A 24,240-nucleotide genomic window follows, 5' to 3' on the forward strand; every position below is an offset into this window, starting at 1 on the left:
TGGCGAGGCGTGCGGCCCAAAACGCCGATCGTAACGCCAGTCGATGTAAAAAGCGGGCATGCCTTCCGGAATGCGCCGCTTTGCTACGTCAGAGCGTCTCGTCGTCCTCGGGATCGGCGGTTTCGTCGCCAATGTCGCGCGTTTCGTCCGTCACTTCGTCGGGGAGGATATCGGCGTCGGCGGCGAGATTGTTGTCGCCATCCGCCGATGCCGCTTCGCCCGTGCCGTAGCGGTCGGTATCGCTCGCGAGTTCCGCCGCCGATTGGCCGAGCGCGTGGTTGTCGAGTTCGTCCTCGATGTCGCCCGGATAGCGCTTTTCGCCCTGCACGTCCGAGCCGCTGTCGGACGAATCGCTCGGCCCGAGCGCGCCCGTGCCGTGTCCCTTGCCAATTTCCACGCCGCCTTCGTCAGGCGGGTTCAGTGTGCTTCCGCTCATCATTGACCTCCGTTGATCGTTAGCGGAGGGGATCGCAAGGGGCGTGCCGCAAAAAAAAGCAAAACCCCGCGCCTGATCGCCAGACGCGGGGTTCTTGACAATACAAGACGTGACTACGCGTGATTGACCTTCGCCGTCCGCGGCTTCGCTTCGGCGACCTGCTTCACCGTCTTCTTCGTGACCGACGCAGCCGTCGCGACGCTGCGCAGATCCTGCAGGAACGAATCGCGCCACACGGACAGATTGTTCTCGCGCAACGGCCCCATCATGTCGGCGTGACGCGCCTGACGCTCGGCGAGCGGCATCGACAGCGCGCGCTCCAGCGCCTCCGACATCTGCGACAAATCGAACGGATTCACCACCAGCGCGCCCGGCATTTGATCCGCCGCGCCGGCAAATTGCGACAGCACGAGCGCGCCGGGATCGGCGGGGTCTTGCGAGGCCACATATTCTTTCGCGACGAGATTCATGCCGTCGCGCAGCGGCGTCACGTAACCGACCTGCGACAGGCGGAAAAGCGCCATCAGCAGATTGCGGTCGTACTTGCGGTTGAGATACTGGATCGGCGTCCAGTCGAGCTGCGCGAATCGGCCGTTGATGCGCCCCGCCTCGCCTTCGAGATTCTGGCGGATGCGCTGGTAGGTCGTTACGTCGGAGCGGGTCGGCGGCGCGATCTGCACGAGCGACACGCGGCCATGCCAGCCGGGCGCGTTCAGCAGTAGCCGCTCGAACGCCTGAAACCGCTCGACGAGCCCTTTCGAATAATCGAGCCGGTCGACGCTCATGATGAGCTTCCGCCCGCGCATGCTGTCGCGCAGGCTCTTGACCGGCTTGCGATTCGAAAACTGCTCGGCGGCCTTCGCGATGGCGTCCGGATAGATGCCGATCGGATACGCACCCACTTTCAGCATGCGGCCGTAGGCCTGCATCATGCCGTCGTCGCTGGCGTGGCCGTGCTTGCCGCGCTCGATGTAGTCCACGAACGACTGTTTATCCGCATCGGTCTGGAATCCGACGATGTCGTAGCTGCACATCGCCTTGATCAGTTCCTCGTGCGGCGGCACCGTGCGCATCACTTCGGGAACCGGGAAGGGAATGTGCAGGAAAAATCCGATCGGATTCGTAATGCCGAGCGCACGGCATTCCTGCGCGAACGGCAGCAGGTGGTAGTCGTGGACCCAGATGATGTCGTCGGGCTGAAGCAGCGCCTTGAGTTTCGCGGCGAGGCCCGCGTTCACGCGCGCGTAGCCCGCGTATTCCTCGCGATCAAATCGCGAGAGGTCGTTGCGGTAATGGAACGTCGGCCACAGCGTGGCGTTGGAAAAGCCGCGGTAGTACTGGTCGTAATCGCGGCGCGTCAGTCCGACAGTCGCGTAAGTCACGTTGCCGCGCTTTTCGATCACCGGCGCCGATGCCTCGCCGACGATCTCTCCACTCCACCCGAACCAGACGCCACCTGTCTCCTGTAGCGCGTCCAGCACGCCGATCGCCAAGCCGCCGGCAGCGGGCTTGCCTTCCTGGATCGGCGCAACGCGATTCGATACCACGATCAATCTGCTCATTACAGCGTCACCTCTTCAGTTGTCGTTGCATGCTCGAATTGGCGATAGAAGGTATGCAAAACCCATGCCGATTTTTTTGATGGCCGGAATAAAATTTGTATTTGGATGTTACCGACGAACGAAAACACGCGGCGACGGCGCGTCGCGGAGAAAAAAATAGCGTCGCAAAGGCGATTCGCGGCGCCTTTGGTTAAGAGTCCTGCTCCGAGCCGAGATCGCGCTGATAGTCGATGCCTTCGCGCCGCACGCCGCCCTGGTTGTGCTCGCCATCGGGCGGCGCGTCAGGCGCGGGGCGGTTCTGGCCCGCGGGGTCGTGCGGCGTGCCGTCCGTCGCGGCGACGGGGGGCGGCGCCTCCTTGGCGGTCTCGGCGCGCGCTTCGCGTTTGGACGAATGACGCGCGGAACGTCGAAGTGCGGGGTGCCTCATGATGCCTCCAAAGAAGAAGGCCGTCGTGCGAAGGAGTCGGCGGCGGTGAAACCCGAAGCGAAAAAACGACCGGCGCCGCAGTGCGATCGCCGGTCATTGTTACGCCGTTCGTTGTAATGTCTACAGCGAACGTAGAACTTTCTTCAACACTTGCACGTTTTAGGGGAATGCGCCCTTATTCGTGATCCGCACTCTGTTTAGTGCATCATCGCCGCGCGTTTATCTGACGTGCGGCGCCTCGTTCGGTCCGGGCGGCGGATCGCCGATCGGCTGCATCGGTGGCGTAGGCGGTTCGCGCGTCGGGTCCGGATTGGTGTCGGGCGGAACCTGCGGCGACGGCGGCTCATCGGGAGGCGTCACCGGCGGGTCCGGCACCTGCGGCGTCTGCGCGTGAATCGCGTCGGTCGGGTCTGTCGTGCTTCGCGTGCCAGCGGAAACGGGATCGGACATGGCGGCTCCTGGTCGTTGTAATGATGGTCGACTCGACACGTTCGAGCCTTGACTCAACGACAGCAAGGGCCATGCCCTTCGCCTGCCTTACGCGCATGCACCCTGTTGCGCCTATCTCATTATCGGCGCTGATCGGCTGGACCGCCAATGAAAAACGCCCGCGCAAATCGATGCGCGGGCGCCGGGTTTCGTCTACGGATTGAGGCGTTGGCGCTGCTAGTTCGCGCCCGAATCGCCGAGGTCGCTCGTCTCGCCGACGGCCGCCTTGTTCGAGTCCTCGCCGTATTCGACGAGCCGGTTATAGAGCGTTTTCAGGCTGATGCCGAGAATCTCGGCCGCGCGCGTCTTCACCCCGCCGCACTGCTCTAGCGTCGCGAGAATGAGCTGTCGATCGGCTTCCGCGAGCGACGTGCCGAACGCGATCGTGACCGCCGTTCCCGCCGACGGCTTCGACAGCGAGATCTGCAGCGGCACGGCCGCCGTGCTGTCCGACTCCGCGCCCGACATGATGTACGCGCGCTGCACGTAGTTCTTCAGCTCGCGCACGTTGCCCGGCCACGGATACGACGCAAGCATCTCCCGCACGGCCGGCGGGAAGGTCTTCTTCGTGTTGTAGCGCGAGTTCAGCTCGTCGAGGAACGCCTGACCGAGCAGTTCGACGTCCTTGCCCCGCTCACGCAGCGGCGGCAGGTTGATCGGGAACACGTTCAGCCGGTGATACAGGTCGAGCCGGAGCTTGCCTTCGAGCACGGCCTGTTCGGGATCGCGGTTGGTCGCGGCGATCAGGCGCACATCGGTTTCGAGTTCCTTCGTCGTGCCGACGCGCATGAACATGCCGGTTTCCAGCACGCGCAGCAGTTTCACCTGCAGCTCGATCGGCATCTCGGTGATTTCGTCGAGGAACAGCGTGCCGCCGTTCGCGCGTTCGAAATAGCCCTTGTGCTGGCGATCCGCGCCGGTAAACGACCCGCGCTCGTGCCCGAACATCTCGGATTCGATCAGGTTCGGCGAAATCGCGCCGCAGTTCACTGCGATGAACGAATGCTTGCGGCGCAGGCTCAGTTCGTGGAGCGTCTGTGCGGCGACTTCCTTGCCGGTGCCCGATTCGCCGATCAGCAGCACCGACGCCGCCGTCGGCGCGACGCGGCCGACCTGGTCGTAGACGGTCTGCATCGCGGGCGAATTGCCGAGCATCAGGCCGAAGCGGCCCATGCGGCGCAACTCGCCGCGCAATGTACCGATTTCCGCCTTGAGGTCGCCGGGACGCGGCAGGCGCGAGAGGATCGCCTTCACGCGCTGCATGTTGATCGGCTTGACGAGGTAATCGGTCGCGCCCATCTTCAGCGCGTTCACCGCCGACTCGACCGTCGCGTGCCCGGTGATCACGATAACCTCGACGCCGGAGCGCGGATCGAGATCCTCGAAGAGATCGACGCCCGAGCCGTCCGGCAGCTTCAGGTCCGTGAACACGACATCGGGCGTCTGCCGGATGAGCTGGATGCGCGCTTCGCGCAAGTCGCCGGCAGTGGCTGTCGTCAGTCCGTCTTCGCCGATGATCGCGGCTAGCGCCTCGCGGGTACTGGGATCGTCATCGACAATCAATACATGTGGCATGCGTCTTGAGTCTTTTTAAAGCGTTGTCAGGTCACGCGCCGTGAGGCGGCGCGGGCTTCTCTGGGCAAACGTTGCATCGCCGCCAGGCCGGGCGCGGTGTCCGCGTGAAACGCACGGAACGCGCTGAAAAGGAAAAAGTTGCCGGTGTGTTGCACGACCAAATCGAAGGGTCGCAATAATTGCCATATAACGAACTTATGGCCCACCTTCAATTGATTATACGGCTTTATCAAGATAAAACGCACGTCCGTGAGGACGTGCGTCGGGCGCTTCTGCCGGTAAATGAGATGCCGGTTTAGCTGCGCGGGAAATTCCAGGCGTCGGCCGTGCCGCCGATCGCGTCGGCGCCGTTCGTGTTGGATGGCGTCGCCTTCGAGGCGGTCGATGGCGTGATCACCTTGCCACCTTCATCTTCCCAGCGGTTCAGGTCGCGCGCGCCGCGTTTTCTCGCGGCGTCCTGCGATTGCATCCACTTCCATGCGAGCACGCTGCCCACGGCGAAGAGCGCGCTGAATACTCCGATTCTCGGTCGTGCCATTTGGGTTCTCCGTCTTATCAAATCATCATTTAGCCTGCCATGTTCTAGCGCGAAATCAGAATTCCCAAAAAAAATCCGATGCCCGCTGCCACACCGAGCGCCTCCCACGGCTTGTCGCGCACGTACTTCTCCGTGCAGTCGATGCCCGCGCGGTATTTCGATTGCGCGTTCGCCTGCGCATCGTCGAGCGCGTTGCGCGCCGTTTCGACGTGATCGCGCAGGCGCGTGCGCAACGCGTCGACGCCCTCGCCGGGCAGCGTCGCCGAGAGGCGCAGCAACTCTTCCGAGTCGTTCAGCAGCACCTTGATGTCTTCGATGATCTTTTGCTTGCCCAGAGCAAGCTGGACAGTCGTCTGGCTCATGTCGTGAGGTCCTCGCCGTTTTGTCTGTGGGTTGGTATTTATGGGGACGGGCCGACTATTACGGCTGCCCGGCCGCGATGCGCGCGTCAGCGAAACGTCCGCGCAGCTTCCGGACAATGCCCGCGAAGACGAGTGCGCTGCCCATCGCGCCAAACACGACGCTCGTCACGTTCGCCGCGCGCGAGAGCGCTGGCGTGCCGGCCGCGTAGGCGAGCACGGCGCACATCAGCGCAGTCACGAGCGCGACGGCGGCCCAGTGATAGATGTCGATCGGTTCGCCGGCCTGGAGTTCCGGCCTCTCGGCTCTCGCCGTGCCCGAACGGGGCGCCCGGGCACGCCGCACGGGGCGCTCTCGATCCACGAGGGGAATGTCGAAATTCAGGGACTCTTCCATGACGGTGTGCCGATTTCGGCCTTTCGATTGCAGGTAGACCACCCTCCGCAGCTTTCGTGCCAGGCGCGCGTCCGGTCCGGTCCGAAAGCGTCGCGCGGCGACGGACGGCCGCCTGAGGAACGCATCGCGGGTAAGTATTACGCCGTCGCCATGTAACTTCGGACGACCTGCGGTGAAGCTTGCCGCACGCGTGCGCCCGCGTTCGCGGCAATCAGACAAATTCCATCGCGACCGACGAAGCTCATTGCCGCAACGTCGCTGCGAATGGTTAAATAGCGAATATTGAGATAAGTTGCGTGCCCGATGCGCACCGCGTCGCGGGATGGAAATGGGCATCGGGCGACGGATGCCGATCGACACAAACAGGCCTTGCCGGGGAAGCGGCGCAGCCCATGCCGCCTGATGGACAACCGCGACGCAATGCTTTGCCGCACGCGTCGCGTTGCGGCGTGATTTGCCTGGAGCCAAATCCCTGGCACCGCTTCCGGGCCTGGCGCCCTCTGCCGCGCATCCCCATCGCCCGGGCCAGCCCCTCCAACATTTGCAGGACTTGAGACACATGGCGTCAACCGAACTGGACCCGCCGGCCGTCGCCTCGGGCGATACGCCGACGCAGAAGAAGCGCAACGCGGGAGAAGTGCCGGGCTTGAAGTCATATGGACTTTTATACGGCTCGTCACCCGTGATGCTGGAGTTGTATTCGCAGATCGAACGCGTGGCGAGCACCGATGCCACCGCGCTCATCATCGGCGAATCCGGCACCGGCAAGGAACTGATCGCCCGCACGATCCACGATCACAGCGCGCGCCGTGATGCTCCCTTCGTCGCCGTGAACTGCGGCGCGATCCCCGACAACCTGATCGAAGCCGAACTCTTCGGCCACGAAAAAGGCAGCTTCACGGGCGCGGTGCAGGGACGCATCGGCTATTTCGAGCATGCGAACGGCGGCACGCTCTTTCTCGACGAAGTGACGGAAATGTCGCCGGTGCGGCAGGTGAAGCTGCTACGCGCGCTCGAGACGGGCACGTTCTTTCGCGTCGGCGGCAGCGATCTGATTCATTCCGACGTGCGCGTGATCGCGGCGACCAATCGCGATCCGGTCGTCGCCGTGAAGGAGCATGGGCTGCGCGAAGACCTGATGTATCGGCTCGCGGTGTTTCCGCTGCGCGCGCCGCCGCTGCGCGAACGCGACACCGATCGCGAATTCCTCGCGCAGCATTTCCTCTCGGAGATGAACGCGCAGGAAGGCACGAGCAAGGTGTTCAGCAAGCGCGCGCTCGACATGCTGCGCACATACTCGTGGCCCGGCAACGTGCGCGAGTTGAAGAACACGGTGTATCGCGCGTTCATTCTGGCGGAAAAGACGGTGGAGATCGCGCATCCGCATCTGGCTTCGCGTGTGAAGAAACCCGTTACGCAGGGCGATGCGATGAACGTCTGGGTCGGCACGCCGCTCGCCGATGCGCAGAAGCAGATCATTCTCGGCACGCTCAAGCACTGCGGCGGCGATAAGCGGCGTGCAGCGAAGGCGCTCGGCGTGAGTCTCAAGACGCTTTACAACCGGCTTGGCGCGTATGAGAACGAAGGCGCCGAGTCGGACGCATCGGCGCCCGCTGCGGATAGCTGATTTTATTTATCGCGCGGCCAGCGCCCCGCTGGCTGCGATTCATCCGCTTATTCTCAAAGCGGATAGCACGCCCCTCCGCCCTCCCCCGCCTGCATTTGCAATTTCTTGCAATTTTCCTTTTTGCGGTATTCCGCGCTTGCTTCAAAATGCCCGGGCAAGCGGTTTGCTTAGGGTTCCGAGCTTTATCGAAAGGGCCTTGCAAGCACGCTTGCCATATCGAAAGAACAAGAGCAGACGAAGGAAAACGCAACATGCAGACAATGGTTCACCGGCGCCGATCGCGCGCCGCCGCGCTGGCCGCGATCGTCACGGGCGCCATCGCCTGCCTGAGCCTCACGGGCTGCAACTCACTCTATAGCGAAGGCGCGACGGCCGGCGCCGGTATCGCGGGCGCCGCGATCGCCGGCTCGATCACCAACAACGCAGCGGTTGCAACCGGCATCGGCCTGGGCGCGGTCGCCGCGGCCCGCGCGGGTGTGCAGTATTCGCAGCGCGTCGTGCACACCGGAACGCAGGACAGCATCGCCAGTGTCGCCGGGCCGCTCGCCGTCGGCGCGGTCGCGCCGTGGCAGGCGACGCACTCGGTACCGATCGAAGAGGACGAGAAAGGCCGCGTGACGGTGAGCCGCACGATCAGCAGCGGCACACTCGACTGCAAGGAGATCGTATTCTCCGTCGATCGCGACGCCACCAAAGACCGCGCCGCAGAGAGCGGGTTCTACGTAGCGTCCGTTTGCCGCGACGGTAACAAGTGGAAGTGGGCGTCAGCCGAACCCGCGACGCCGCGCTGGGGTGCGCTGCAATGAGGATGCGCTTCATCCTGATACTGTCGGCGGCCGCGGCGAGCTGCGTGATCGTGAGCGGATGTGCGCCGTCATCGATTGGCGCTGCGAGCGGCGCGGCGGCTGGCGTCGCGACCGGCCTCGTGTCGAGTAATCCGGCGGTTGGCATCGGCGTGGGTATTGCCGTGCAGGCAGCCACCGACGAAGCCGTGCGCCGCGTGATGAAGTCGCTGCACAAGGATCAACAGGAAGCGATCGCGGTCACGGCGGGCGATCTCACGATCGGCGAGACGCGGCCGTGGCGTGTGAAGCATGCGCTGCCGGTCGAGAACGGTCATGGCGAGGTGCGCGTGGTGCGCGAGTTCAAGAGCGCGCTCGCGGAATGCCGGGAGTTCGCGTTCTCCGTCGTCGATGGCGACGAAGCCGGTGCGCCGCAAAGCTGGTTCCTCGCGACGACCTGTAAACAACCGACTGGGTGGAAGTGGGCGTCTGCGGAACCGGCGGTGGAAAGGTGGGGGAATCTGCAGTAGGTTTTTCTCGCACGCGATAAAAAGGCGGCTTGCCCTTACGAGGCAAGCCGCCTTTTCATATGTGCGACCGAATCAGGATTCCACGTCCTCCAGACTCAACATCTCCGTCTGATCGTTATACGAAAAAATCTCGCCGTAACGCCCCCACGTAATCACCGCATCGAGCGTTTCCTCCGCGGCTTTATCGGAGAGGAAATCCTCCAGCTCCTGCTCGAAGCGTACGCGCGGCGCGCGATGCCCCGGCCGCTCGTTCAGCACCTTCCGGATCCGCGCAGCCAGTGGAATATGCCGCAGCAAGTGCTCGGCGAACATCATCTTGCGCTCCTGCGTGCCGAACTCCGCGAACACGCGCGCGGGCGGCGTCAGGAAAATATCGCCCTCGCGCACATCCGCGAAACCGAGGTACTGCAGCACTTCGGCGACCGGAAACAGATCGTCCACTTCCAGATGCAGCGAACGCGCGATTTCCGGCATGTCGGCGCGGCCGTGGTACGGGTCGGCGGCGAGCGTTTCGATCAGACCCGCCATCAGGTTCGTCGATACGTTCGGCAGCCAGCTTCCCAGCTCCAGCCCCTTCTTCGTCGCCTCGCCGAGCTTGCGCGCGGTCATCTTCGCGTAAATATCGTCGACGAGACGCCGGAACGCCGGGTCGAGCCGGTTGCGCGGATGCTTGAACGGCACCTTGATCTCGGCCATCACGCGACCCGGATTCGACGACAGCACCAGAATCCGGTCGCACATGAACACCGCTTCCTCGATGTTGTGCGTGACGATCAGCACCGACTTGATCGGCATGCGGCCCTGCGTCCAGAGATCGAGCAGGTCGGTGCGCAGGTTTTCGGCGGTCAGCACGTCGAGCGCGGAGAACGGCTCGTCCATCAGCAAAAGCGTCGGGTCGACCACGAGCGCGCGCGCAAAACCCACGCGCTGGCGCATGCCGCCCGACAACTCGCGCGGATACGCGTTCTCGAAGCCGTCGAGACCGATCAAATCGATCGCCGCGAGCGCGCGCTCGCGCCGCTCGCGCGCGCCGACACCCTGCGCCTCGAGCCCGGCCTCCACGTTCTGCAGCACGGTCAGCCACGGAAAGAGCGCGAAGGTCTGGAACACCATCGCGACGCCCTTGGCCGGCCCGCGCAATGGCTGACCGAGATAGGTGACTTCCCCGCCCGTCGGCTCGATCAGCCCGGCGATGATCCGCAACAACGTGGACTTGCCCGACCCCGAGCGCCCCAGCAAGCCGACGATCTCGCCTTCGCGCAGCGACAGGTTCGCGTCGTCGAGCACGAGCAGTTCGCCCTGGGTCTTGTTGAAGCCGCGGCTGACGCTGTCAACGCGCAGGATCTCTTCGCCTAAACGCGGCGGCGTGGTCGACGTGGCGGTGCCCTGCTGCACCGGCGTTTGCATATTCTTGACGTTCTGCATCGGAACTCGTCCTCAATCCAGCCGGAGCTTCGCTTCGGCGTACGCGTACAGGGGGCGCCACAGCAGTCGGTTGAACAGCGTGACAAAGAGCGACATCACGGCGATGCCTAGAATGATCTTCGGATAGTCGCCGGCGGCGGTCGTCTCGGCGATATAGGCGCCGAGGCCGTGCGCGACGAGCTTCGTATTGCCCCACGACACTGCTTCGGCCACGATGCTCGCGTTCCACGCGCCGCCCGAGGCCGTAATCGCGCCGGTGATGTAGTACGGCAGGATGCCCGGCAGCATCGCCTGGCGCCACCACTGCCAGCCCTTGATCTGGAAATTGGCCGCGGCCTCGCGGTAATCGTTCGGATAAGACGTCGCGCCCGCGATCACGTTGAAAAGGATATACCACTGCGTTCCGAGCACGATCAGCGGCGAAAGCCAGATGTCCGGGTTCAGGTGAAACTTCACGATCACGACGACGAACACCGGAAACAGCAGGTTCGCCGGGAACGCGGCGAGGAACTGCGCGACCGGCTGAAGCTTCTCCGCGAGCGCCGGACGCAGTCCGATCAGGACGCCGACCGGCACCCAGATCACCGAGGCGATCGCGATCAGCACGATCACACGCAGGAGCGTGATGAGCCCGAGCACGAACACATGCCCGACTTCGTGCCAGGTGACGCCGGTCATGACGAACGCCGTCACCTTCCAGACAACGAGCGCCGTCACGATCAGAATCACGGCCGCCCACGCGATGTCGCCGGCACGCCCGGGCGTCGTGCCTTTGGGCAGCGGAATGCGCACGACGCCTTGCAGCGGCGGCAGCTTGATCGGAGCCCGCGCGGCCTTCGCGAAGAGCCAGCCGGCCGGCACGAGCAGCCGGTGGATTAGGCGCGTGCGGCGGATCAGGTCGAGCAGCCACGATTCCGGCGCGTTGCCCGAACTCGTCGTCTCCATGCGGAACTTGTCCGCCCACGCGACGAGCGGACGGAACATCAACTGGTCGTAGGCGAGGATCACGACGGTCATCGTCAGGATCACCCAGCCGATCGCGCCCAGGTTGCGCTCGCCGATGGCCGCCGCGAGATATGCGCCGATACCCGGCAGCACGATGGTGCGATTGCCGACCGTGATCGCTTCCGAGGCGACCACGAAAAACCAGCCGCCCGACATCGACATCATCATGTTCCAGATGAGGCCCGGCATCGAAAACGGCACTTCGAGTTTCCAGAAGCGCTGCCAGTTGGTCAGGTGAAAGCCGCGCGAGACTTCGTCGAGGTCGCGCGGCACCGTGCGCAGCGACTGATAGAAGCTGAACGTCATGTTCCACGCCTGGCTCGTGAAGATCGCGAAGATCGCCGCGCACTCGGCGCCGATCACGCGGCCAGGAAACAGCGCGAGAAAGAAAGTGACCGTAAACGAGATGTAGCCGAGCACCGGCACCGACTGCAGGATGTCGAGAATCGGCACGAGCACGACCGACGCGCGCCGGCTCTTCGCCGCGAGCGTGCCGTAGACGAGCGTAAATATCAGCGACGCGACCATCGCCGCGAGCATCCGCAGCGTCGTGCGCAGCGCGTATTCCGGCAGATTCGACGGATCGAGCGAAATTGCCTGGCTTTGCAGCGTGGAGATCGGCGCCATCGTCTCGTGGAAACCGACGGCGGCGAGCGCGATGATGCAGATGATCATCGGGAACGCGACGAAATCCCAGCGATTGGGCAGGAGCCGCCACGCCGACGCGTTCGCCATGCGATTCAGATTGAAACCAAAATCCATAGAGGCCCTCCCCGTGAGGCTTGTTGCTTTCCGCGTATGGCTGCCAGCGTGCGTTTTCGCGTTTGCCGTGCAGAACCGGCCGACACTACACCAAGCTGCATGACAGGCACAACCGCGGAGGCCATCTTCGACTGTTGCTCATCGGCACATGCGATGCAAAATGAAGCGCCAGGCGAGGATCATGGCGTAAGGCGCCATCCCCGGCGACGTATTCCGCCGATGCGCCACCGATCACGAAAACCGGCTTTCAGTCGCGGACAAACCCGGTATTTTGTTCGGTGCGCGTCGTATCAACCGACAAGATGCTTGATAGCGGGCCAAAAACATCGTCCAATCGTGGCTTGTCGGCTAAAAGAAGAATTGTCCGGCCGATGCGCCCTTCGCGACTAGAGGATCGATGAACAAGACAACCTTGCACCATGTGACCGCGACGCTCGGCCTCGCGTTGCTCGCATGCGCGTGCTGGGTTTTTGCCGGCGCGCTGTCGGACCGAATGGTACAACAAGAAATGTCCGCCACGGTACGCGCGGAGCGCCAGATGGCGGCGTCGATCGTCGACAACATGGCGCAGATCATCGCGAGCGACCTGGCGATGTCGCGCGCCATTCCCGCCACGCTCGCCCAGATGGACCTGATGCAGCACGCCCTCGTGGAATCGCGGCATTATGCCTCGAAGCCGCCGGCGACAGAATCCGAGCGCCGCGCCGACTGGATGGCGCGCCCCGAGCTCGTCAAGGTCAATAATTTCCTGCACGACGCACAGGGCTTTTCCGGCCTCGATTCCGTCTGGCTCGTCAACGATCAGGGCCTCTGTGTCGCATCCAGCAACGCTACTGACGAAACCAGCTTCATCGGCTTCGACATGAGCGGCCGCGGCTACGTGGCACGCGCGCTGCTCGGCGGCTTCATCGAAATGTACGGCGTCGGGCGGCTTTCCGGCGAGCCGGGTATTTTCATCGCGGCGCCTGTCTACGACGACGGCTTTCTCGTCGGCGCGGTGATCGCGAAGGTGAGCATCGACCGGCTGCGGCACTGGGTGTCGCGCGCGGGCACGTTCGTGACCGACGAGAACGGCGTCGTCGTGATGGCGCACGACGGCCGGCTCGAATACGAAGCGATGCCGAATGCGCCAGTCGCGCGCATGACGCTCGCCGAACGCGTCGATCATTACCGGCGCGAAGCGTTTCCCCAACTGCGCGTCGCACGCATCGGCGCGCAGATCCGTGAGACGGAAAAATGGCTGCCGCTCGCCGTCGCCGATACGTTCTACGCCGCCAACGGCAGCACCTTGCCCTCGCTCTACGACGAGCGCACCGGCCTGAACTCCGGGCTTTCGGCGCACATCGTGCATCCGCTCACGAACTGGCCGGACCTCACGCGCAACCACAGCCGCGACCGCATTCTCGTGTTTCTTACGATGCTCGGCATCGTCGCGCTCGTGACGGTGATCGCGACGTCGTATTCGCGCGAGCGGCGCCTGCACCGCGCAACCCGCGATCTCGCCGAGCAGTTGCAGGCCGCCAATACCCTGCTCTCGGCGGAAGCGCGCCACGACGCGTTGACAGGCGCCCTCTCGCGCCGCTATTTCCTCGACACGTTGCGCCACGAGGTCGAACTCGCACGCGCGTCGGGTACGCCGCTCTCGGTCGCGATCGCGGATCTTGACTACTTCAAGCAGATCAACGACCGTTTCGGCCACGCGTCGGGCGACCGGGCGCTCGAGCATTTCGTCGAAGTGTGCCGCGCCCAACTGCGTCCGAGCGATGCGATCGGCCGGCTCGGCGGCGAGGAATTCGGGCTGCTCCTGCCGCAGACGGCGCTCGCCGACGCGCAGGCCGTGCTCGAGCGGCTGCGCAAGCGCTTTCACCATGAGCACTGCGCGCATCTGCCGGAGGATGCCTCGCTGACGGTGAGCATCGGCATTACGGAACTGGCCGAGGGCGACGCCACCGAGTGGATTTTGAGCCGCGCGGACCTCGCGCTCTACGAAGCGAAATCGCGCGGACGCGACCGTAGCGAAGTGCGCGCCGCCGATACGGCGCCGTCCGCGCGCCGGCCAGAGAACTCGCTGACGGGAAAGTGATTGCCTTTGCAATGCACCGCAGCAACGCTTGAGCACAGCAGGTATCATCGATATTCGATTATCGACGCCGCTGTCCTCAGGAGGTTTGCATGAAGGGAAATCTGGTCATCGTCTGCCGCGATCAGGACGCTGAAGCTTTCGACCTCCTGCTCGCCGAATACGGCTCGTTCCAGACCCGACTTTCATCGACCACATGGTTCCTGAAAATCGACGTCGCGCCGGAAGTGATCCAGGAGGAGATCCTGGAGCGGCTCGGCAAGTACACGACGCATTACATCTTCGAGGCGCAGACGGTCACCTACAACACCGTCGACAGCGAAGCCGCCTCCGCGCTCGAAACGCTCTTCGACTAAGAAAGTTCGCTCAGATCGCCCGCTCTTCGCGGTGCGATCCCGCGCGGCGCACCTCGGCGGGACGCGTCGCGACATCGAACGGAAACGTCATCACCACCTGCAGGCCGCCGCCCTCGTGGTTGCCGATCTCGCACTCGCCACCGGCGCGCCGCGCCAATCGCTCGACGATCGCGAGGCCGAGGCCGCTATGACCGCTGCCGCCGCGCGCCGGATCAAGCCGCACGAACGGCCGGCTCGCCTTGATCAGATCGTCCGGCGCAATGCCGCCGCCGTGATCCGCCACTCTCAGCACCCAGCCATTTACGCCACGTGAGGTCTCGATGACGATCGGCGGCGCGCCGTAGGCGTGCGCGTTGTCGAGCAGATTCGAAAGCACGCGGTCGAGCGTGGCGGCGGGCAGCACGAAGCTCGGGCCCGCGAGCAGGCGCGTCTGGATCGGCTGCGCGCCCGGCGCCACCGCGCGATATGTGCGCGCGATCTTCTCGCACTGCTGGTCCACTTCGATCGGCTCGCTGCCGTCCGCGCGATCGTGCGCGAACACCAGAAACTGGTCGACGATATGCGCCATCGAATCGACGTCGCGCACCACGCCGTCGCGCGTTTTCGCGTCATCCATCATCTCGGCACGCAGCCGCAGGCGCGCGAGCGGCGTCTTCAGGTCGTGCGCGACGCCCGCCAGCATCACCGCGCGATCGTTTTCCGTCTGCGAGACTTCACGCACCATCTGGTTGAAACCGTGCGTCAGTTGCCGCAGCTCGCGCGGACCGCGTTCGGGCACGGGCGGCGTCGGCTGGCCGCGGCCGAAGCGCCCGACCGCCTGCGCGAGCGAACGCAGCGGCTGCTGCAACTGCCACGCGGCGAGGAGCGCAGCCATCACGGCCGTGCTGAAAATGATCGCGAGCCACACCAGCATTCGGTCGCGCGAACGCGGCGGACGCAGCGGCTGCACAGGAACTACGATCCAGTCGGCGTCCTTCAGGCCCTTCACCCAGATGCTCGGCGGCGCGCCGGGTTCGCCCAGGCGCACTTCGGTGCCGTCGGGGAAACGATCGCGGATGTCGTCGAGAAAGCGGCCGAGCGGCGGCGGGACGTCGTCGTCTGCCGTGGCGGGCTTCGCCTTCGGCACGTCGGGATCGGTCGGCGGGACGACACGCACGCGCGACGGCAGCGGCTGATTCGGCGAATTGGCGATGTGCTGGCGCACGGCATCGACGAGGAACGTGGCCTCTTCGACGGCATAGCGCGTCTGATTGTTGTCGCGCTCGACGCGAATGACCGCGAACCACGCGACATGCGACAGGACCAGCACGCCGATGACGAGGACGACGAGCCGGCCGAACAGCGAATCAATGGGCCGGCGCATTTTGCTCGCCGTCGGGGACGAACACGTAGCCGCGGCCGCGCACGGTCTGGATGAAGCGCGGCGCGGACGGATCAGTTTCGAGGATGCGGCGCAGGCGCCACACCTGCACGTCGATGCCGCGGTCAGTGCCGTCGTATTCCGGGCCGTGCAGCAGTTCCAGCAGGCGTTCACGCGTGAGCGTGCGCATCGGGTTGTTGACGAAAATCTTCAGCAACGCGAATTCGCTGCCGGACAGCGTGATCGGCTTGCCGTCCTGCTGCAACGTGCGCGACTGGAAATCGAGCTTGAAGCGCCCGAACGAGAACGGCTCGCGCTGCTCGGGCGCCGCCGACGGAATCGTGCGCCGTCGACGCAGGACCGCCTGCACGCGCGCGAGCAGTTCGCGCGGGTTGAACGGCTTGCCGAGGTAGTCGTCGGCGCCAAGTTCCAGACCAACGATGCGGTCCACGTCGTCCGCGCGCGCGGTGAGCATGATGACCGGGATGTCGTCGCCCGACGCGCGCAGCTTGCGCAGCGCGGTGAGGCCGTCGACGCCCGGCATCATCAGGTCGAGCACGATGAGATCGGGGCGCTCGCGCTCGATGCGCCGTTCGAGCGAACCGGCGTCGTGCAGCACCGACACTTCGATCCCCTGCCGGACCAGATAGTCGCGCAGGAGATCGCGGAGTTCTGCGTCGTCGTCGACGACAAGGATTTGTGTAGTCATGGCAGGAAGTTTAACGCGCGGCCCGCGCGGCATCCGCGAAGAACGCGCCGTAAAGGGTTACGGGGTGTTACGGCGAAAGCGGCTCGTAAACCGGCGTAACAAGCATTCCGTTTGCCGTAACACGCCGTTTGTGAGGAAACCCTACGCTGTGTTCACCGAAGGCGTGAGACTTGTTCCAAGAGACCCAGGCAACGCCCGCTCGGCTTCGACCATCAATAACAGGAGTCCACGATGCTGAAGCAAACCCGAATCCTCGCCATCACCGCCGCCGCGCTCGCCATGACCATCGGCGCCGCCAATGCCGCCACGCCCGCTCCCGACGCTTCGCCGCCCGGCGGTCCCGGCATGGCGATGGCTGGCCCCGGCGGTCCTGGTCATGACGGCCATCGCATGGAAATGCGCATGCAAAAGCAGTTGAACGAGCTGCACGGCCAACTGAAGCTCAACGCCGACCAGGAAAAGCTGTGGCAGACCGCGCTCGACACGATGAAGCAGAACCATACCGCCATGCGCGAGAGCCACAAGCAGATGCGCCAACAGTTTGAAGCAGCGCAGCAGCAGCCGATCCTCGATCTGAACGCGATGCACGCGGCGCATCAGAAGATCGACGCGCAGAACGCGCAGTTGAAGGAGCAGACGGCCACCGCGTGGCTCAACTTCTATAACTCGTTGAACGATCAGCAGAAAACCACCGTCAGCACGGCGTTGAAGAAGCACTTCGCGCGGATGCATGAGCGCCACGAGCGCTGGGGCAAGCATGGCGCGCCGGGTGCTGACGGCGCGGCGTCGGCGGTGAAACCGTAAGGACGCCTGGCCGGAGAGGCACCGGGACTCGCGCCTCGGGCGGCACGAGTCCTCCTCGCTGATTCTGCTCTCCAACGCAAAACGGCCCGAACGGGCCGTTTTGCTTGCTGCGAGCGCCTGCCTGAACCTCAAGCCAGATCGAACACCAGCACCTCGGCGTTGTCACCGCGCTCGATCGTCACCTTCGACACATCTTCCAGCTTCGCCGCGTCGCCGGCCTTGAGCGCCTCGCCGTTCACCGACACCGACCCGCGCGCCACGTGCACATACACACGCCGCCCGGCCGGCACATCGAACTCCGCGCGCTCGTCGCCGTTGAAAAGACCCGCGTAGATCTCGGCATCGGCGCCGACCTTCACCGCGCCGTCGCGGCCCGAGGGCGATGCGATCACACGCAGGTGACCGCGCTTCTCGGCGTCGTCGAAACGTTTTTCCTCGTAGCCCGGCGCGCCGCCCGGCGCGTCCGGAATGATCCAGATCTGCAGGAAATGCGCGGTCTCGCTCGGCGAACCGTTGTACTCGCTGTGCCGCACGCCGGTGCCGGCGCTCATGCGCTGGACGTCGCCGGGGCGGATCGTCGAGCCGTTGCCCATGCTGTCGCGGTGCGCAAGCGCACCTTCCAGCACGTAGCTGATGATTTCCATGTCGCGATGGCCGTGCGTGCCGAAGCCCTGCCCGCCCGCGACGCGATCCTCGTTGATCACGCGCAGCGCGCCGAAGTGAACGTGCTCCGGATCGTGGTATTCCGCGAACGAAAAGCTGTGCCAGGAATCGAGCCAGCCGTGGTTGGCATGACCGCGCTCGTTGCCGCGTCGAATCTCGAACATTTCGTTTCTCCGGTTGGTTTTGCGATGCAGTCAATGTAAGGGCGCGAGCCTTCCCGAACAACGGGCGCGGCGGCACTACACCGTCCTGAAAATGCGCGTAATCGGAGGAATCCGGGTTCGATGGCGCCGAGCACGGCTTCGGGTAAAATACCGCGCTTTTCGCCGGCGGGGGCCGCCGGGCGGGGTCTGGCCTGGGTTCGATCGATGCGCGAAAGCGCTCGCAGTCCGTCGCAAAATCGCCGTGCCCCAATTTTGGACGCCTAGAATACCGACCGTTGGAGCACCAATGGCCCACGCGGCGTAGAAGCGTCCACCAGGCGGGAACCCCGCGGTCCAAACCGCACGTCATCAAGGAATCACCATGCTTCAAGGCTACGGGCCGCTGATTCTCTCGGGCACCTGGCAGACCGTCAAACTGGCGGTGCTGTCGCTCGTTTTTGCTTTCGTGATCGGGCTGATCGGCGCGGGCGCGAAGCTTTCCAGGAACCGCATCACGTCGGGTATCGGCACGCTGTATACAACGCTGATCCGCGGCGTCCCCGATCTCGTGCTGATGCTTCTCCTCTTCTACAGCATCCAGATCTGGCTGAATCAGCTCACCGACCTGCTCGGCTGGGACCAGATCGACATCGATCCGTTTCTCGCCGGCATTCTCGTGCTCGGCTTCATCTACGGCGCCTATTTCACCGAAACCTTCCGCGGCGCGTTCCTTTCCGTGCCGCGCGGCCAGCTCGAAGCGGGCGCGGCCTACGGCATGACGCCGTGGCAGACCTTCTCGCGCATCATGTTTCCGCAGATGATGCGTTTCGCGCTGCCCGGCATCGGCAACAACTGGCAGGTGATGGTGAAGGCGACGGCGCTCGTGTCGATCATCGGTCTCGCCGACGTCGTGAAGGCCTCGCAGGACGCCGGCAAAGGCACGCTGCGGTTTTTCTTCTTCACGCTGCTCGCGGGCGCGATCTATCTCGTGATCACGACCGTCTCGAATTTCGTGCTGATCTGGCTGGAACGCCGCTATTCGATCGGCGTGCGCAAGGCAGACCTATAAAAAGCGGCGGATCCCATGCTCGAAATCATCCAGGAATACTGGAAGAACTACCTCTTCACCGACGGCTACCGCATCACCGGCCTCGCCATCACGATGTGGCTGCTGGTCGTGTCGATCGCGTTCGGGTTCTGTCTCTCGATACCGCTCGCGGTGGCGCGCGTCTCGAAAAACCGGCTGCTGTCGCGCGGCGTGTGGCTGTATACATATGTGTTTCGCGGCACGCCCCTCTATGTGCAGCTGCTGCTCTGCTACACCGGGCTCTACAGCCTGCAGGTGGTGCGCGACCACATGCTGCTCGACCAGTTCTTCCGCAACGGCATGAATTGCACGCTGCTCGCGTTCACGCTCAACACCTGCGCCTACACGACCGAAATCTTCGCCGGCGCGATCAAGGCGACGCCCTACGGCGAGATCGAAGCGGCGCGCGCGTACGGGATGTCGTCGTTCACGCTGTATCGGCGGGTGATCTTGCCGTCGGCGCTCCGGCGCGCACTGCCTTACTACAGCAACGAAGTGATCCTGATGCTGCACGCCACCACGGTCGCGTTCACGGCGACGGTCCCCGACATCCTCAAGATCGCGCGCGACGTGAATTCGGCGACGTACAAGTCGTTCGAGGCGTTCGGCATCGCCGCGCTGCTCTATCTCGTCATTTCGTTCGCGCTCGTGTGGCTGTTCCGCCGCGCCGAGTATCGCTGGCTCGCGTATTTGCGGCCGCAGGGCAAATAGTCTCCCAGGACCGCACATGAATTCCCAGATGCAAAAGCTTTTCGTCGACGACCTCCACAAGCAGTACGGCAGCAACGAAGTGTTGAAAGGTGTGTCGCTCAGGGCGAAGGCCGGCGACGTGATCAGCATCATCGGCTCGTCGGGGTCAGGCAAGAGCACGATGCTGCGCTGTATCAATTTCCTCGAGCAGCCGAACCAGGGGCGCATCTTCGTCGACGGCGCGGAAGTCCGCACGCTCAAGGACAAGACGGGCGCGCTGAAGGTCGCCGACCAGAAGCAGTTGCGCGAGGTGCGCTCGAAGCTCTCGATGGTATTCCAGCACTTCAACCTGTGGTCGCACCTGAACGTGCTGGAGAACGTCATGGAAGCGCCGGTGAACGTGCTCGGACTGTCTAAGAAGGACGCCGAGGACCGCGCGCGGACGTATCTGGAGAAAGTCGGGCTCGCGCCTCGCGTGGAGAAGCAGTATCCGTCGCATCTGTCGGGCGGGCAGCAGCAGCGCGTCGCGATCGCGCGGGCGCTGGCGATGCATCCCGACGTCATGCTCTTCGACGAACCGACGTCCGCGCTCGATCCGGAGCTTGTCGGCGAAGTGCTGAAGGTGATGCAGACGCTCGCGGAGGAAGGCCGCACGATGATCGTCGTGACGCACGAAATGGCGTTCGCGCGCAACGTGTCGAACCATGTCGTGTTCCTGCATCAGGGGAAAATCGAGGAGGAAGGACACCCGCACGAGGTGTTCGGCAACCCGAAGAGCGAGCGGTTGCGGCAGTTCCTGTCGGGCAGCCTGAAGTGATCCTGTAGTTCTTGTAGTCGAGTTACCTCAAAAGCGTCCGCGGGACGCTTTTTTTGCGCCCGCAAGGGCCGCGCAGCATGGCTTTCGGCCCTTCGAGCGCATTACCCCTCGAACGGTCGCTAGTCAATAGTGTCATTCCTTGACCTAAAGCTTACAACTTCATAAAACGCTTATCCGGTAAGGGTTTAGGCAACATCCGATCGATGAGGCGTGTCACACGGGGCACACCGGCATTGCATTTTTGAGACACATGTCTGGGAAACAGCAAATATCTTTGGCGCCCAAATCGTATTTTGATAAATTAGTAATCAAAGTACCAAAACGAAGTTCACAAAAAGTAGTTTTACTTCAAAAAGAACTGAGGAGACGCCGAACCCAGTGGCCGGCAACCGTGCCCTCGCCCTTCCCGGGTGCGCGACACGGCATACCGGCCTTCGTGTGTTTCCTCTGAAAACGATTTCCGGTTGGATGCGCTCGCATCTGGCATCGAACCACACGGCAGCACTTGGGGTTCCTTTTTTTGACAGGGTTGGAGGAGATGATGAAGAAAGCTTTGCTCGCGGCATCGCTGCTGACGGTCGGCGTTGCGGCTCACGCTCAAAGCAGCGTGACGCTGTATGGTCGCCTGGACGCGGGGCTCGAATACATGACCGGCGTGCCGCAAGGCGTCGGCGCGGCCGGCCAGGCCACCAGCAGCACGCACCGTTTCCGCGCTGAAAGCGGCGACTGGGGCACGAGCCTCTGGGGCTTGAAGGGCGTCGAAGACCTGGGCGGCGGCTACAAGGCCGTGTTCCAGTTGGAAGGCAGCTTCAACACCATGACGGGTCAGGGCCCGGGCAACAACGGCATCTTCAATCGCTGGGCGACGGTCGGTATCGCCAACAACCAGTTCGGTACGCTGCTGTTGGGCCGTGAACTGTTCATCTCCAACGGCGTGTGGGACTTCGATCCGTTCGGCCAGTCGAATTGGTCGTCGGCGTCGCTGGTGCGTGGCCGCAACTGGCCGCAATCGAGCAACAACATTTCGTACCAGTCGCCGAAGCTCTACGGCTTTGACGTCTACGGCCAGTACGCGCTGTCGAACGCGACGAACTGGAACGGTAACGGCACGACGCCGCAAGGCCGTGAAGGCGGTCTGCAACTGACGTACACGGCGGCGCTCTTCCAGATCCGCGGCCTGTACGACGAAATCCGCAACCCGGCCAACGGCACGCTCGGCGGAGCCTACGATGCGCTGAACGGCGGCACGGCCAACGGCAACGGCGTCTACGGGTTCTCGCGCGAATACACGGCGGCATTCAACGTATTCCTCGGCCAGTTCAAGATCCAGGGCGCGTACCAGGCGATCCGTTCGTCGGGCATGACGGGCCAGTTGCCCGGCCAGCCGACGACGATCGATCACGAATGGGGTGGTGTGACGTGGCAAGCCACGCCGGCAGCGGCGCTGATCGCCGCGGTCTATCACTCGAACGCCAACAACGGCGCCGGCAATGCGACGCTTTATACGGTCGGTGGCTCGTACAACCTGTCGAAGCGCACGCTGCTGGACATTCAGGTGGCGACCGTGCAGAACAGCAAGTCGGCCAACTACGGTCTGAACGCCAACAACTTCGGCAACGCCGCATCGACGGACAACCCGTTGCCCGGCCACAGCCAGTCAGGCGTGTATGCAGGTATCCAGCACTCGTTCTAACCGACGGGGCTGACACAGAAAAGGCTTAAGAGAGAGTTTTCACGCTGCTGCGAGAGGCGCGTATCGGTGCGGTGCCCGAAAGGGTATCGCACCGTTTTTTATTTTCGCTCGCGCTTCGGGGGGTTGTTCCACACCGTTTGATGCGCTCGTGCTCCGATGGAACTTGCTTTGGTATCGGTCTATTTGCTCTGCCCCTGTCCGGGGCGGGACTCACTTTCTTTGCTGCTGCAAAGACAGAAATCGCCTCGAACCCTTACGGGGCGGGGTTTTCAGGGAAATTGCCTGCGTCAACCCCCGCTTCTACCCCCGCTTCGATTAGTGGGAATATTCCAGAAGATTTTTCTCGGGAAACCCATTGTAATTGAGGCCAGCGCTGGCCCCTGGCCCTGATACCGGCCCTGGTATCGGCTCCGCTGTGTGCCAGGAGCCTTCGGCAAGGCGTGCCCCTGTGTTGCAGCCCTCCAGCGCACAGCAACGGCTCCTGGCTCGCGGTGTGCGCCTGGAATCGGCACTCTCCCTAGTTCACGTCGGCTCAGATTTGAGCCCACATTTCGCCCAAGCGCAAAAAAACGCCCGCCCTGGGAGTGAGCCAGGCGGGCGTCAAAAAAGCCCCGGAGGGGCCGTGGCAGAACCAACGTGCGCGAATCCTTGCCGGGTCGCGCCTCCCAGGGTTCGTGCTGCTCGCGTGCCATGACAAGAACGCGCGCAGCACGGCAAGACTGCTCAGGCGCCCGACTTGGACGCCCGGCTGCTGGTCAGTGGCACGATGGGCGCCGCAAGCGGACCGTACAGGCACAGCGACGCACGTTGCACGATCACCGCGAGGCGGCTCTCGACCAACGTTGTGACCAAATTTTTGATGAAATTGTCGCGGTCCTCGCGGCTGATCTCGACCGTGACGTCGTTTCTCAATGCGATATAAGCGCCTTCCGGAGTTGCCACCGCAACGAAGTTGCCAGCAGGCACCGCCGAGCAGGGCACGATGCTGGCCCCGATGGTTGCCAGCAGGTCCACGCCAGGACTCAACACATACGAGCCGTCGGCGGTCTTGACCAGCATGGTCGACAGGTAGTCCGCGACGCCGATGCCGATGACGACCCGGCTGGCACCTTGTGAGCGCAGCGTGACGACCGCGGTGACCAGGGCATCAAAGCCGATGCCGCCCTCGCCTGGCGTGAACGGCGTGGCGAGCCTGACCAGTCCATTCATGTGCGGCGAGACGCCCGAGCCGTTGATGACCTCATCGTCAATCTTCGCGTCCAAGCCGTTCGTCATCTCGCCGTTCAGGAACAGCTGAAAGCCTGCCGAGTCCTCGGTCAGTTGCCGCGAGGCGAGCGCCCAGTACGCGACTGTCGCAATCGGCACGGTTGCCGGTGCATAGGTCAGCACCGCCTCCGGCTTCAAATCGCCTTCCTTCACGGCATCGGCTCCAGTCGCGCCGTCCGGCGTGGAGGTCACGGTCTCGATCGCGTTGGACGACGTCGGCCTCGACCAGAGCGCGCGCCAGAAGCGCGGCACCTGCAGCGAGGGCGCGACCTGGATGTCAGGCGGCACCGGGAAGCCGGTCGCTGGGTTGCCGACGTTGCTGAGAATGGCCGCCTTCAAATCGAGCGGCACATCAGCGCGCACCACGCGCGCGTCGCCGGTTTTCCAGCGGTTCAGCAGGTCGCTCTTGACCACCAGAGCACCGAGCGACGAGGCCGCCCCGCTGTTGCCCGCGCCGGTGCGCCATTCACCGCCGCCGGCCGCCAGCTTCTGCGCCAGGTCGATGAGGTTGACGCCGTGCTTGTCCGACGTCTCGCGCAAGGCCGCGATATCGGTGAGCGCCTTCGTGATCGTTGCTTGGACCGTGCTGTCGCGTTGCTCGAGCGCGGCCTGAATTTGTTCCATCAATTCAGCCATGATGATTTCCTGAGAGAGGTGG

General features: G+C 63.8%; 24 protein-coding genes. 10 read left to right on the forward strand and 14 right to left on the reverse strand.

What is annotated here, in order from left to right:
* Window positions 1–88: 88 nt before the first annotated feature.
* The 8 genes from AWB67_RS04705 to AWB67_RS04740 form a co-directional block, all read right to left on the reverse strand.
* Entirely contained in the window at window positions 89–439 is a 351-nt protein-coding gene (locus AWB67_RS04705) for a chemotaxis protein (RefSeq protein WP_087655087.1), read from the reverse strand.
* 110 nt (window positions 440–549) lie between these two features.
* Complete coding sequence (gene otsA, locus AWB67_RS04710; protein ID WP_087655088.1) at window positions 550–1,998, reverse strand: alpha,alpha-trehalose-phosphate synthase (UDP-forming); 1,449 nt, start codon at window positions 1,996–1,998, stop codon at window positions 550–552.
* Window positions 1,999–2,188: 190 nt separating this feature from the next.
* Window positions 2,189–2,425, reverse strand: coding sequence for a hypothetical protein (locus tag AWB67_RS04715; RefSeq protein ID WP_087655089.1), 237 nt, complete (start codon window positions 2,423–2,425; stop codon window positions 2,189–2,191).
* A 219-nt stretch (window positions 2,426–2,644) separates the two neighbouring features.
* A complete protein-coding gene (locus tag AWB67_RS04720; RefSeq protein WP_087655090.1) occupies window positions 2,645–2,875 on the reverse strand; it encodes a hypothetical protein in 231 nt (76 codons plus the stop codon).
* A 216-nt stretch (window positions 2,876–3,091) separates the two neighbouring features.
* Window positions 3,092–4,489 (reverse strand): sigma-54-dependent transcriptional regulator, encoded by a 1,398-nt coding sequence (locus AWB67_RS04725; RefSeq protein ID WP_087655091.1) that lies wholly within the window; start codon window positions 4,487–4,489, stop codon window positions 3,092–3,094.
* Window positions 4,490–4,784: 295 nt separating this feature from the next.
* Window positions 4,785–5,027, reverse strand: a complete 243-nt coding sequence (locus tag AWB67_RS04730) for a hypothetical protein (RefSeq protein ID WP_087655092.1) — start codon at window positions 5,025–5,027, stop codon at window positions 4,785–4,787.
* Between the two features lie 44 nt (window positions 5,028–5,071).
* Entirely contained in the window at window positions 5,072–5,389 is a 318-nt protein-coding gene (locus AWB67_RS04735) for an ElaB/YgaM/YqjD family protein (protein ID WP_087655093.1), read from the reverse strand.
* A 58-nt stretch (window positions 5,390–5,447) separates the two neighbouring features.
* The gene (locus tag AWB67_RS04740) at window positions 5,448–5,783 is read right to left on the reverse strand and encodes a hypothetical protein (RefSeq protein WP_125477548.1); all 336 of its coding nucleotides are present in this window, start codon (window positions 5,781–5,783) and stop codon (window positions 5,448–5,450) included.
* Between the two features lie 559 nt (window positions 5,784–6,342).
* Between AWB67_RS04740 and AWB67_RS04745 the strand changes: the two genes are divergently transcribed.
* The 3 genes from AWB67_RS04745 (at window position 6,343) to AWB67_RS04755 (ending at window position 8,722) form a co-directional block, all read left to right on the forward strand.
* Entirely contained in the window at window positions 6,343–7,410 is a 1,068-nt protein-coding gene (locus AWB67_RS04745) for a sigma-54 interaction domain-containing protein (RefSeq protein ID WP_087655094.1), read from the forward strand.
* Between the two features lie 251 nt (window positions 7,411–7,661).
* Window positions 7,662–8,216, forward strand: coding sequence for a hypothetical protein (locus AWB67_RS04750; RefSeq protein WP_087655095.1), 555 nt, complete (start codon window positions 7,662–7,664; stop codon window positions 8,214–8,216).
* Complete coding sequence (locus tag AWB67_RS04755) at window positions 8,213–8,722, forward strand: hypothetical protein (RefSeq protein ID WP_087655096.1); 510 nt, start codon at window positions 8,213–8,215, stop codon at window positions 8,720–8,722. The genes AWB67_RS04750 and AWB67_RS04755 overlap by 4 nt, the downstream gene beginning before the upstream one ends.
* Window positions 8,723–8,794: 72 nt before the next feature.
* On the opposite strand, the gene AWB67_RS04760 is transcribed toward AWB67_RS04755, so the two are convergent.
* Entirely contained in the window at window positions 8,795–10,129 is a 1,335-nt protein-coding gene (locus tag AWB67_RS04760; RefSeq protein ID WP_087655302.1) for an ABC transporter ATP-binding protein, read from the reverse strand.
* A 30-nt stretch (window positions 10,130–10,159) separates the two neighbouring features.
* Complete coding sequence (locus tag AWB67_RS04765; protein WP_087655097.1) at window positions 10,160–11,914, reverse strand: ABC transporter permease; 1,755 nt, start codon at window positions 11,912–11,914, stop codon at window positions 10,160–10,162.
* A gap of 397 nt (window positions 11,915–12,311) precedes the next feature.
* Between AWB67_RS04765 and AWB67_RS04770 the strand changes: the two genes are divergently transcribed.
* Window positions 12,312–13,997 carry a sensor domain-containing diguanylate cyclase gene (locus AWB67_RS04770; RefSeq protein ID WP_087655098.1) on the forward strand — a complete coding sequence of 562 codons (1,686 nt, stop codon included), beginning with the start codon at window positions 12,312–12,314 and terminating at the stop codon, window positions 13,995–13,997.
* Window positions 13,998–14,086: 89 nt separating this feature from the next.
* Window positions 14,087–14,350, forward strand: a complete 264-nt coding sequence (locus AWB67_RS04775) for a double-stranded DNA-specific endonuclease (protein WP_087655099.1) — start codon at window positions 14,087–14,089, stop codon at window positions 14,348–14,350.
* A gap of 10 nt (window positions 14,351–14,360) precedes the next feature.
* Here the strand turns inward: AWB67_RS04775 and AWB67_RS04780 are convergent, their stop codons facing one another.
* Both AWB67_RS04780 and AWB67_RS04785 read right to left on the reverse strand, forming a co-directional pair.
* A complete protein-coding gene (locus AWB67_RS04780; RefSeq protein ID WP_087655100.1) occupies window positions 14,361–15,713 on the reverse strand; it encodes an ATP-binding protein in 1,353 nt (450 codons plus the stop codon).
* On the reverse strand, window positions 15,697–16,419 hold the full coding sequence (locus AWB67_RS04785) for a response regulator (protein WP_087655101.1): 723 nt from the start codon (window positions 16,417–16,419) through the stop codon (window positions 15,697–15,699). Before AWB67_RS04785 ends, AWB67_RS04780 begins: the two co-directional genes overlap by 17 nt.
* Window positions 16,420–16,650: 231 nt before the next feature.
* On the opposite strand from AWB67_RS04785, the gene AWB67_RS04790 reads away from it, so the two are divergent.
* Window positions 16,651–17,223 (forward strand): Spy/CpxP family protein refolding chaperone, encoded by a 573-nt coding sequence (locus tag AWB67_RS04790; protein ID WP_087655102.1) that lies wholly within the window; start codon window positions 16,651–16,653, stop codon window positions 17,221–17,223.
* A 128-nt stretch (window positions 17,224–17,351) separates the two neighbouring features.
* Here the strand turns inward: AWB67_RS04790 and AWB67_RS04795 are convergent, their stop codons facing one another.
* A complete protein-coding gene (locus AWB67_RS04795) occupies window positions 17,352–18,050 on the reverse strand; it encodes a pirin family protein (RefSeq protein ID WP_087655103.1) in 699 nt (232 codons plus the stop codon).
* Window positions 18,051–18,411: 361 nt separating this feature from the next.
* Here AWB67_RS04795 and AWB67_RS04800 point away from each other — a divergent pair, with 361 nt between their 5' ends.
* The 4 genes from AWB67_RS04800 to AWB67_RS04815 all read left to right on the forward strand — a co-directional run bounded on the left by AWB67_RS04800 (window position 18,412) and on the right by AWB67_RS04815 (window position 22,316).
* Window positions 18,412–19,098, forward strand: coding sequence for an ABC transporter permease (locus tag AWB67_RS04800; RefSeq protein WP_087655104.1), 687 nt, complete (start codon window positions 18,412–18,414; stop codon window positions 19,096–19,098).
* Window positions 19,099–19,113: 15 nt separating this feature from the next.
* A complete protein-coding gene (locus AWB67_RS04805) occupies window positions 19,114–19,827 on the forward strand; it encodes an ABC transporter permease (RefSeq protein WP_087655105.1) in 714 nt (237 codons plus the stop codon).
* Between the two features lie 16 nt (window positions 19,828–19,843).
* Window positions 19,844–20,623, forward strand: coding sequence for an ABC transporter ATP-binding protein (locus AWB67_RS04810; RefSeq protein WP_087655106.1), 780 nt, complete (start codon window positions 19,844–19,846; stop codon window positions 20,621–20,623).
* Window positions 20,624–21,164: 541 nt separating this feature from the next.
* A complete protein-coding gene (locus AWB67_RS04815; RefSeq protein ID WP_087655303.1) occupies window positions 21,165–22,316 on the forward strand; it encodes a porin in 1,152 nt (383 codons plus the stop codon).
* A gap of 723 nt (window positions 22,317–23,039) precedes the next feature.
* Here AWB67_RS04815 and AWB67_RS04820 read toward each other — a convergent pair.
* Window positions 23,040–24,218 (reverse strand): phage major capsid protein, encoded by a 1,179-nt coding sequence (locus AWB67_RS04820; RefSeq protein ID WP_087655107.1) that lies wholly within the window; start codon window positions 24,216–24,218, stop codon window positions 23,040–23,042.
* Window positions 24,219–24,240 lie beyond the last annotated feature (22 nt).

It is taken from the genome of Caballeronia terrestris, from assembly GCF_001544515.1.
GTDB classification, from domain to species: Bacteria; Pseudomonadota; Gammaproteobacteria; order Burkholderiales; family Burkholderiaceae; genus Caballeronia; species Caballeronia terrestris.

Bases quoted from the DNA above. Each gene is read 5' to 3' on its own strand.
- AWB67_RS04705 (WP_087655087.1), bottom strand. From the start codon at position 439: ATGATGAGCGGAAGCACACTGAACCCGCCTGACGAAGGCGGCGTGGAA.
- AWB67_RS04750 (WP_087655095.1), top strand. From the start codon at position 7,662: ATGCAGACAATGGTTCACCGGCGCCGATCGCGCGCCGCCGCGCTGGCC.
- AWB67_RS04820 (WP_087655107.1), bottom strand. From the start codon at position 24,218: ATGGCTGAATTGATGGAACAAATTCAGGCCGCGCTCGAGCAACGCGAC.
- AWB67_RS04720 (WP_087655090.1), bottom strand. From the start codon at position 2,875: ATGTCCGATCCCGTTTCCGCTGGCACGCGAAGCACGACAGACCCGACC.
- AWB67_RS04755 (WP_087655096.1), top strand. From the start codon at position 8,213: ATGAGGATGCGCTTCATCCTGATACTGTCGGCGGCCGCGGCGAGCTGC.
- AWB67_RS04715 (WP_087655089.1), bottom strand. From the start codon at position 2,425: ATGAGGCACCCCGCACTTCGACGTTCCGCGCGTCATTCGTCCAAACGC.
- AWB67_RS04805 (WP_087655105.1), top strand. From the start codon at position 19,114: ATGCTCGAAATCATCCAGGAATACTGGAAGAACTACCTCTTCACCGAC.
- AWB67_RS04740 (WP_125477548.1), bottom strand. From the start codon at position 5,783: ATGGAAGAGTCCCTGAATTTCGACATTCCCCTCGTGGATCGAGAGCGC.
- AWB67_RS04795 (WP_087655103.1), bottom strand. From the start codon at position 18,050: ATGTTCGAGATTCGACGCGGCAACGAGCGCGGTCATGCCAACCACGGC.
- AWB67_RS04790 (WP_087655102.1), top strand. From the start codon at position 16,651: ATGCTGAAGCAAACCCGAATCCTCGCCATCACCGCCGCCGCGCTCGCC.
- AWB67_RS04765 (WP_087655097.1), bottom strand. From the start codon at position 11,914: ATGGATTTTGGTTTCAATCTGAATCGCATGGCGAACGCGTCGGCGTGG.
- AWB67_RS04770 (WP_087655098.1), top strand. From the start codon at position 12,312: ATGAACAAGACAACCTTGCACCATGTGACCGCGACGCTCGGCCTCGCG.
- AWB67_RS04775 (WP_087655099.1), top strand. From the start codon at position 14,087: ATGAAGGGAAATCTGGTCATCGTCTGCCGCGATCAGGACGCTGAAGCT.
- AWB67_RS04725 (WP_087655091.1), bottom strand. From the start codon at position 4,489: ATGCCACATGTATTGATTGTCGATGACGATCCCAGTACCCGCGAGGCG.
- AWB67_RS04785 (WP_087655101.1), bottom strand. From the start codon at position 16,419: ATGACTACACAAATCCTTGTCGTCGACGACGACGCAGAACTCCGCGAT.
- otsA (WP_087655088.1), bottom strand. From the start codon at position 1,998: ATGAGCAGATTGATCGTGGTATCGAATCGCGTTGCGCCGATCCAGGAA.
- AWB67_RS04730 (WP_087655092.1), bottom strand. From the start codon at position 5,027: ATGGCACGACCGAGAATCGGAGTATTCAGCGCGCTCTTCGCCGTGGGC.
- AWB67_RS04735 (WP_087655093.1), bottom strand. From the start codon at position 5,389: ATGAGCCAGACGACTGTCCAGCTTGCTCTGGGCAAGCAAAAGATCATC.
- AWB67_RS04810 (WP_087655106.1), top strand. From the start codon at position 19,844: ATGAATTCCCAGATGCAAAAGCTTTTCGTCGACGACCTCCACAAGCAG.
- AWB67_RS04780 (WP_087655100.1), bottom strand. From the start codon at position 15,713: ATGCGCCGGCCCATTGATTCGCTGTTCGGCCGGCTCGTCGTCCTCGTC.
- AWB67_RS04800 (WP_087655104.1), top strand. From the start codon at position 18,412: ATGCTTCAAGGCTACGGGCCGCTGATTCTCTCGGGCACCTGGCAGACC.
- AWB67_RS04745 (WP_087655094.1), top strand. From the start codon at position 6,343: ATGGCGTCAACCGAACTGGACCCGCCGGCCGTCGCCTCGGGCGATACG.
- AWB67_RS04760 (WP_087655302.1), bottom strand. From the start codon at position 10,129: ATGCAAACGCCGGTGCAGCAGGGCACCGCCACGTCGACCACGCCGCCG.
- AWB67_RS04815 (WP_087655303.1), top strand. From the start codon at position 21,165: ATGAAGAAAGCTTTGCTCGCGGCATCGCTGCTGACGGTCGGCGTTGCG.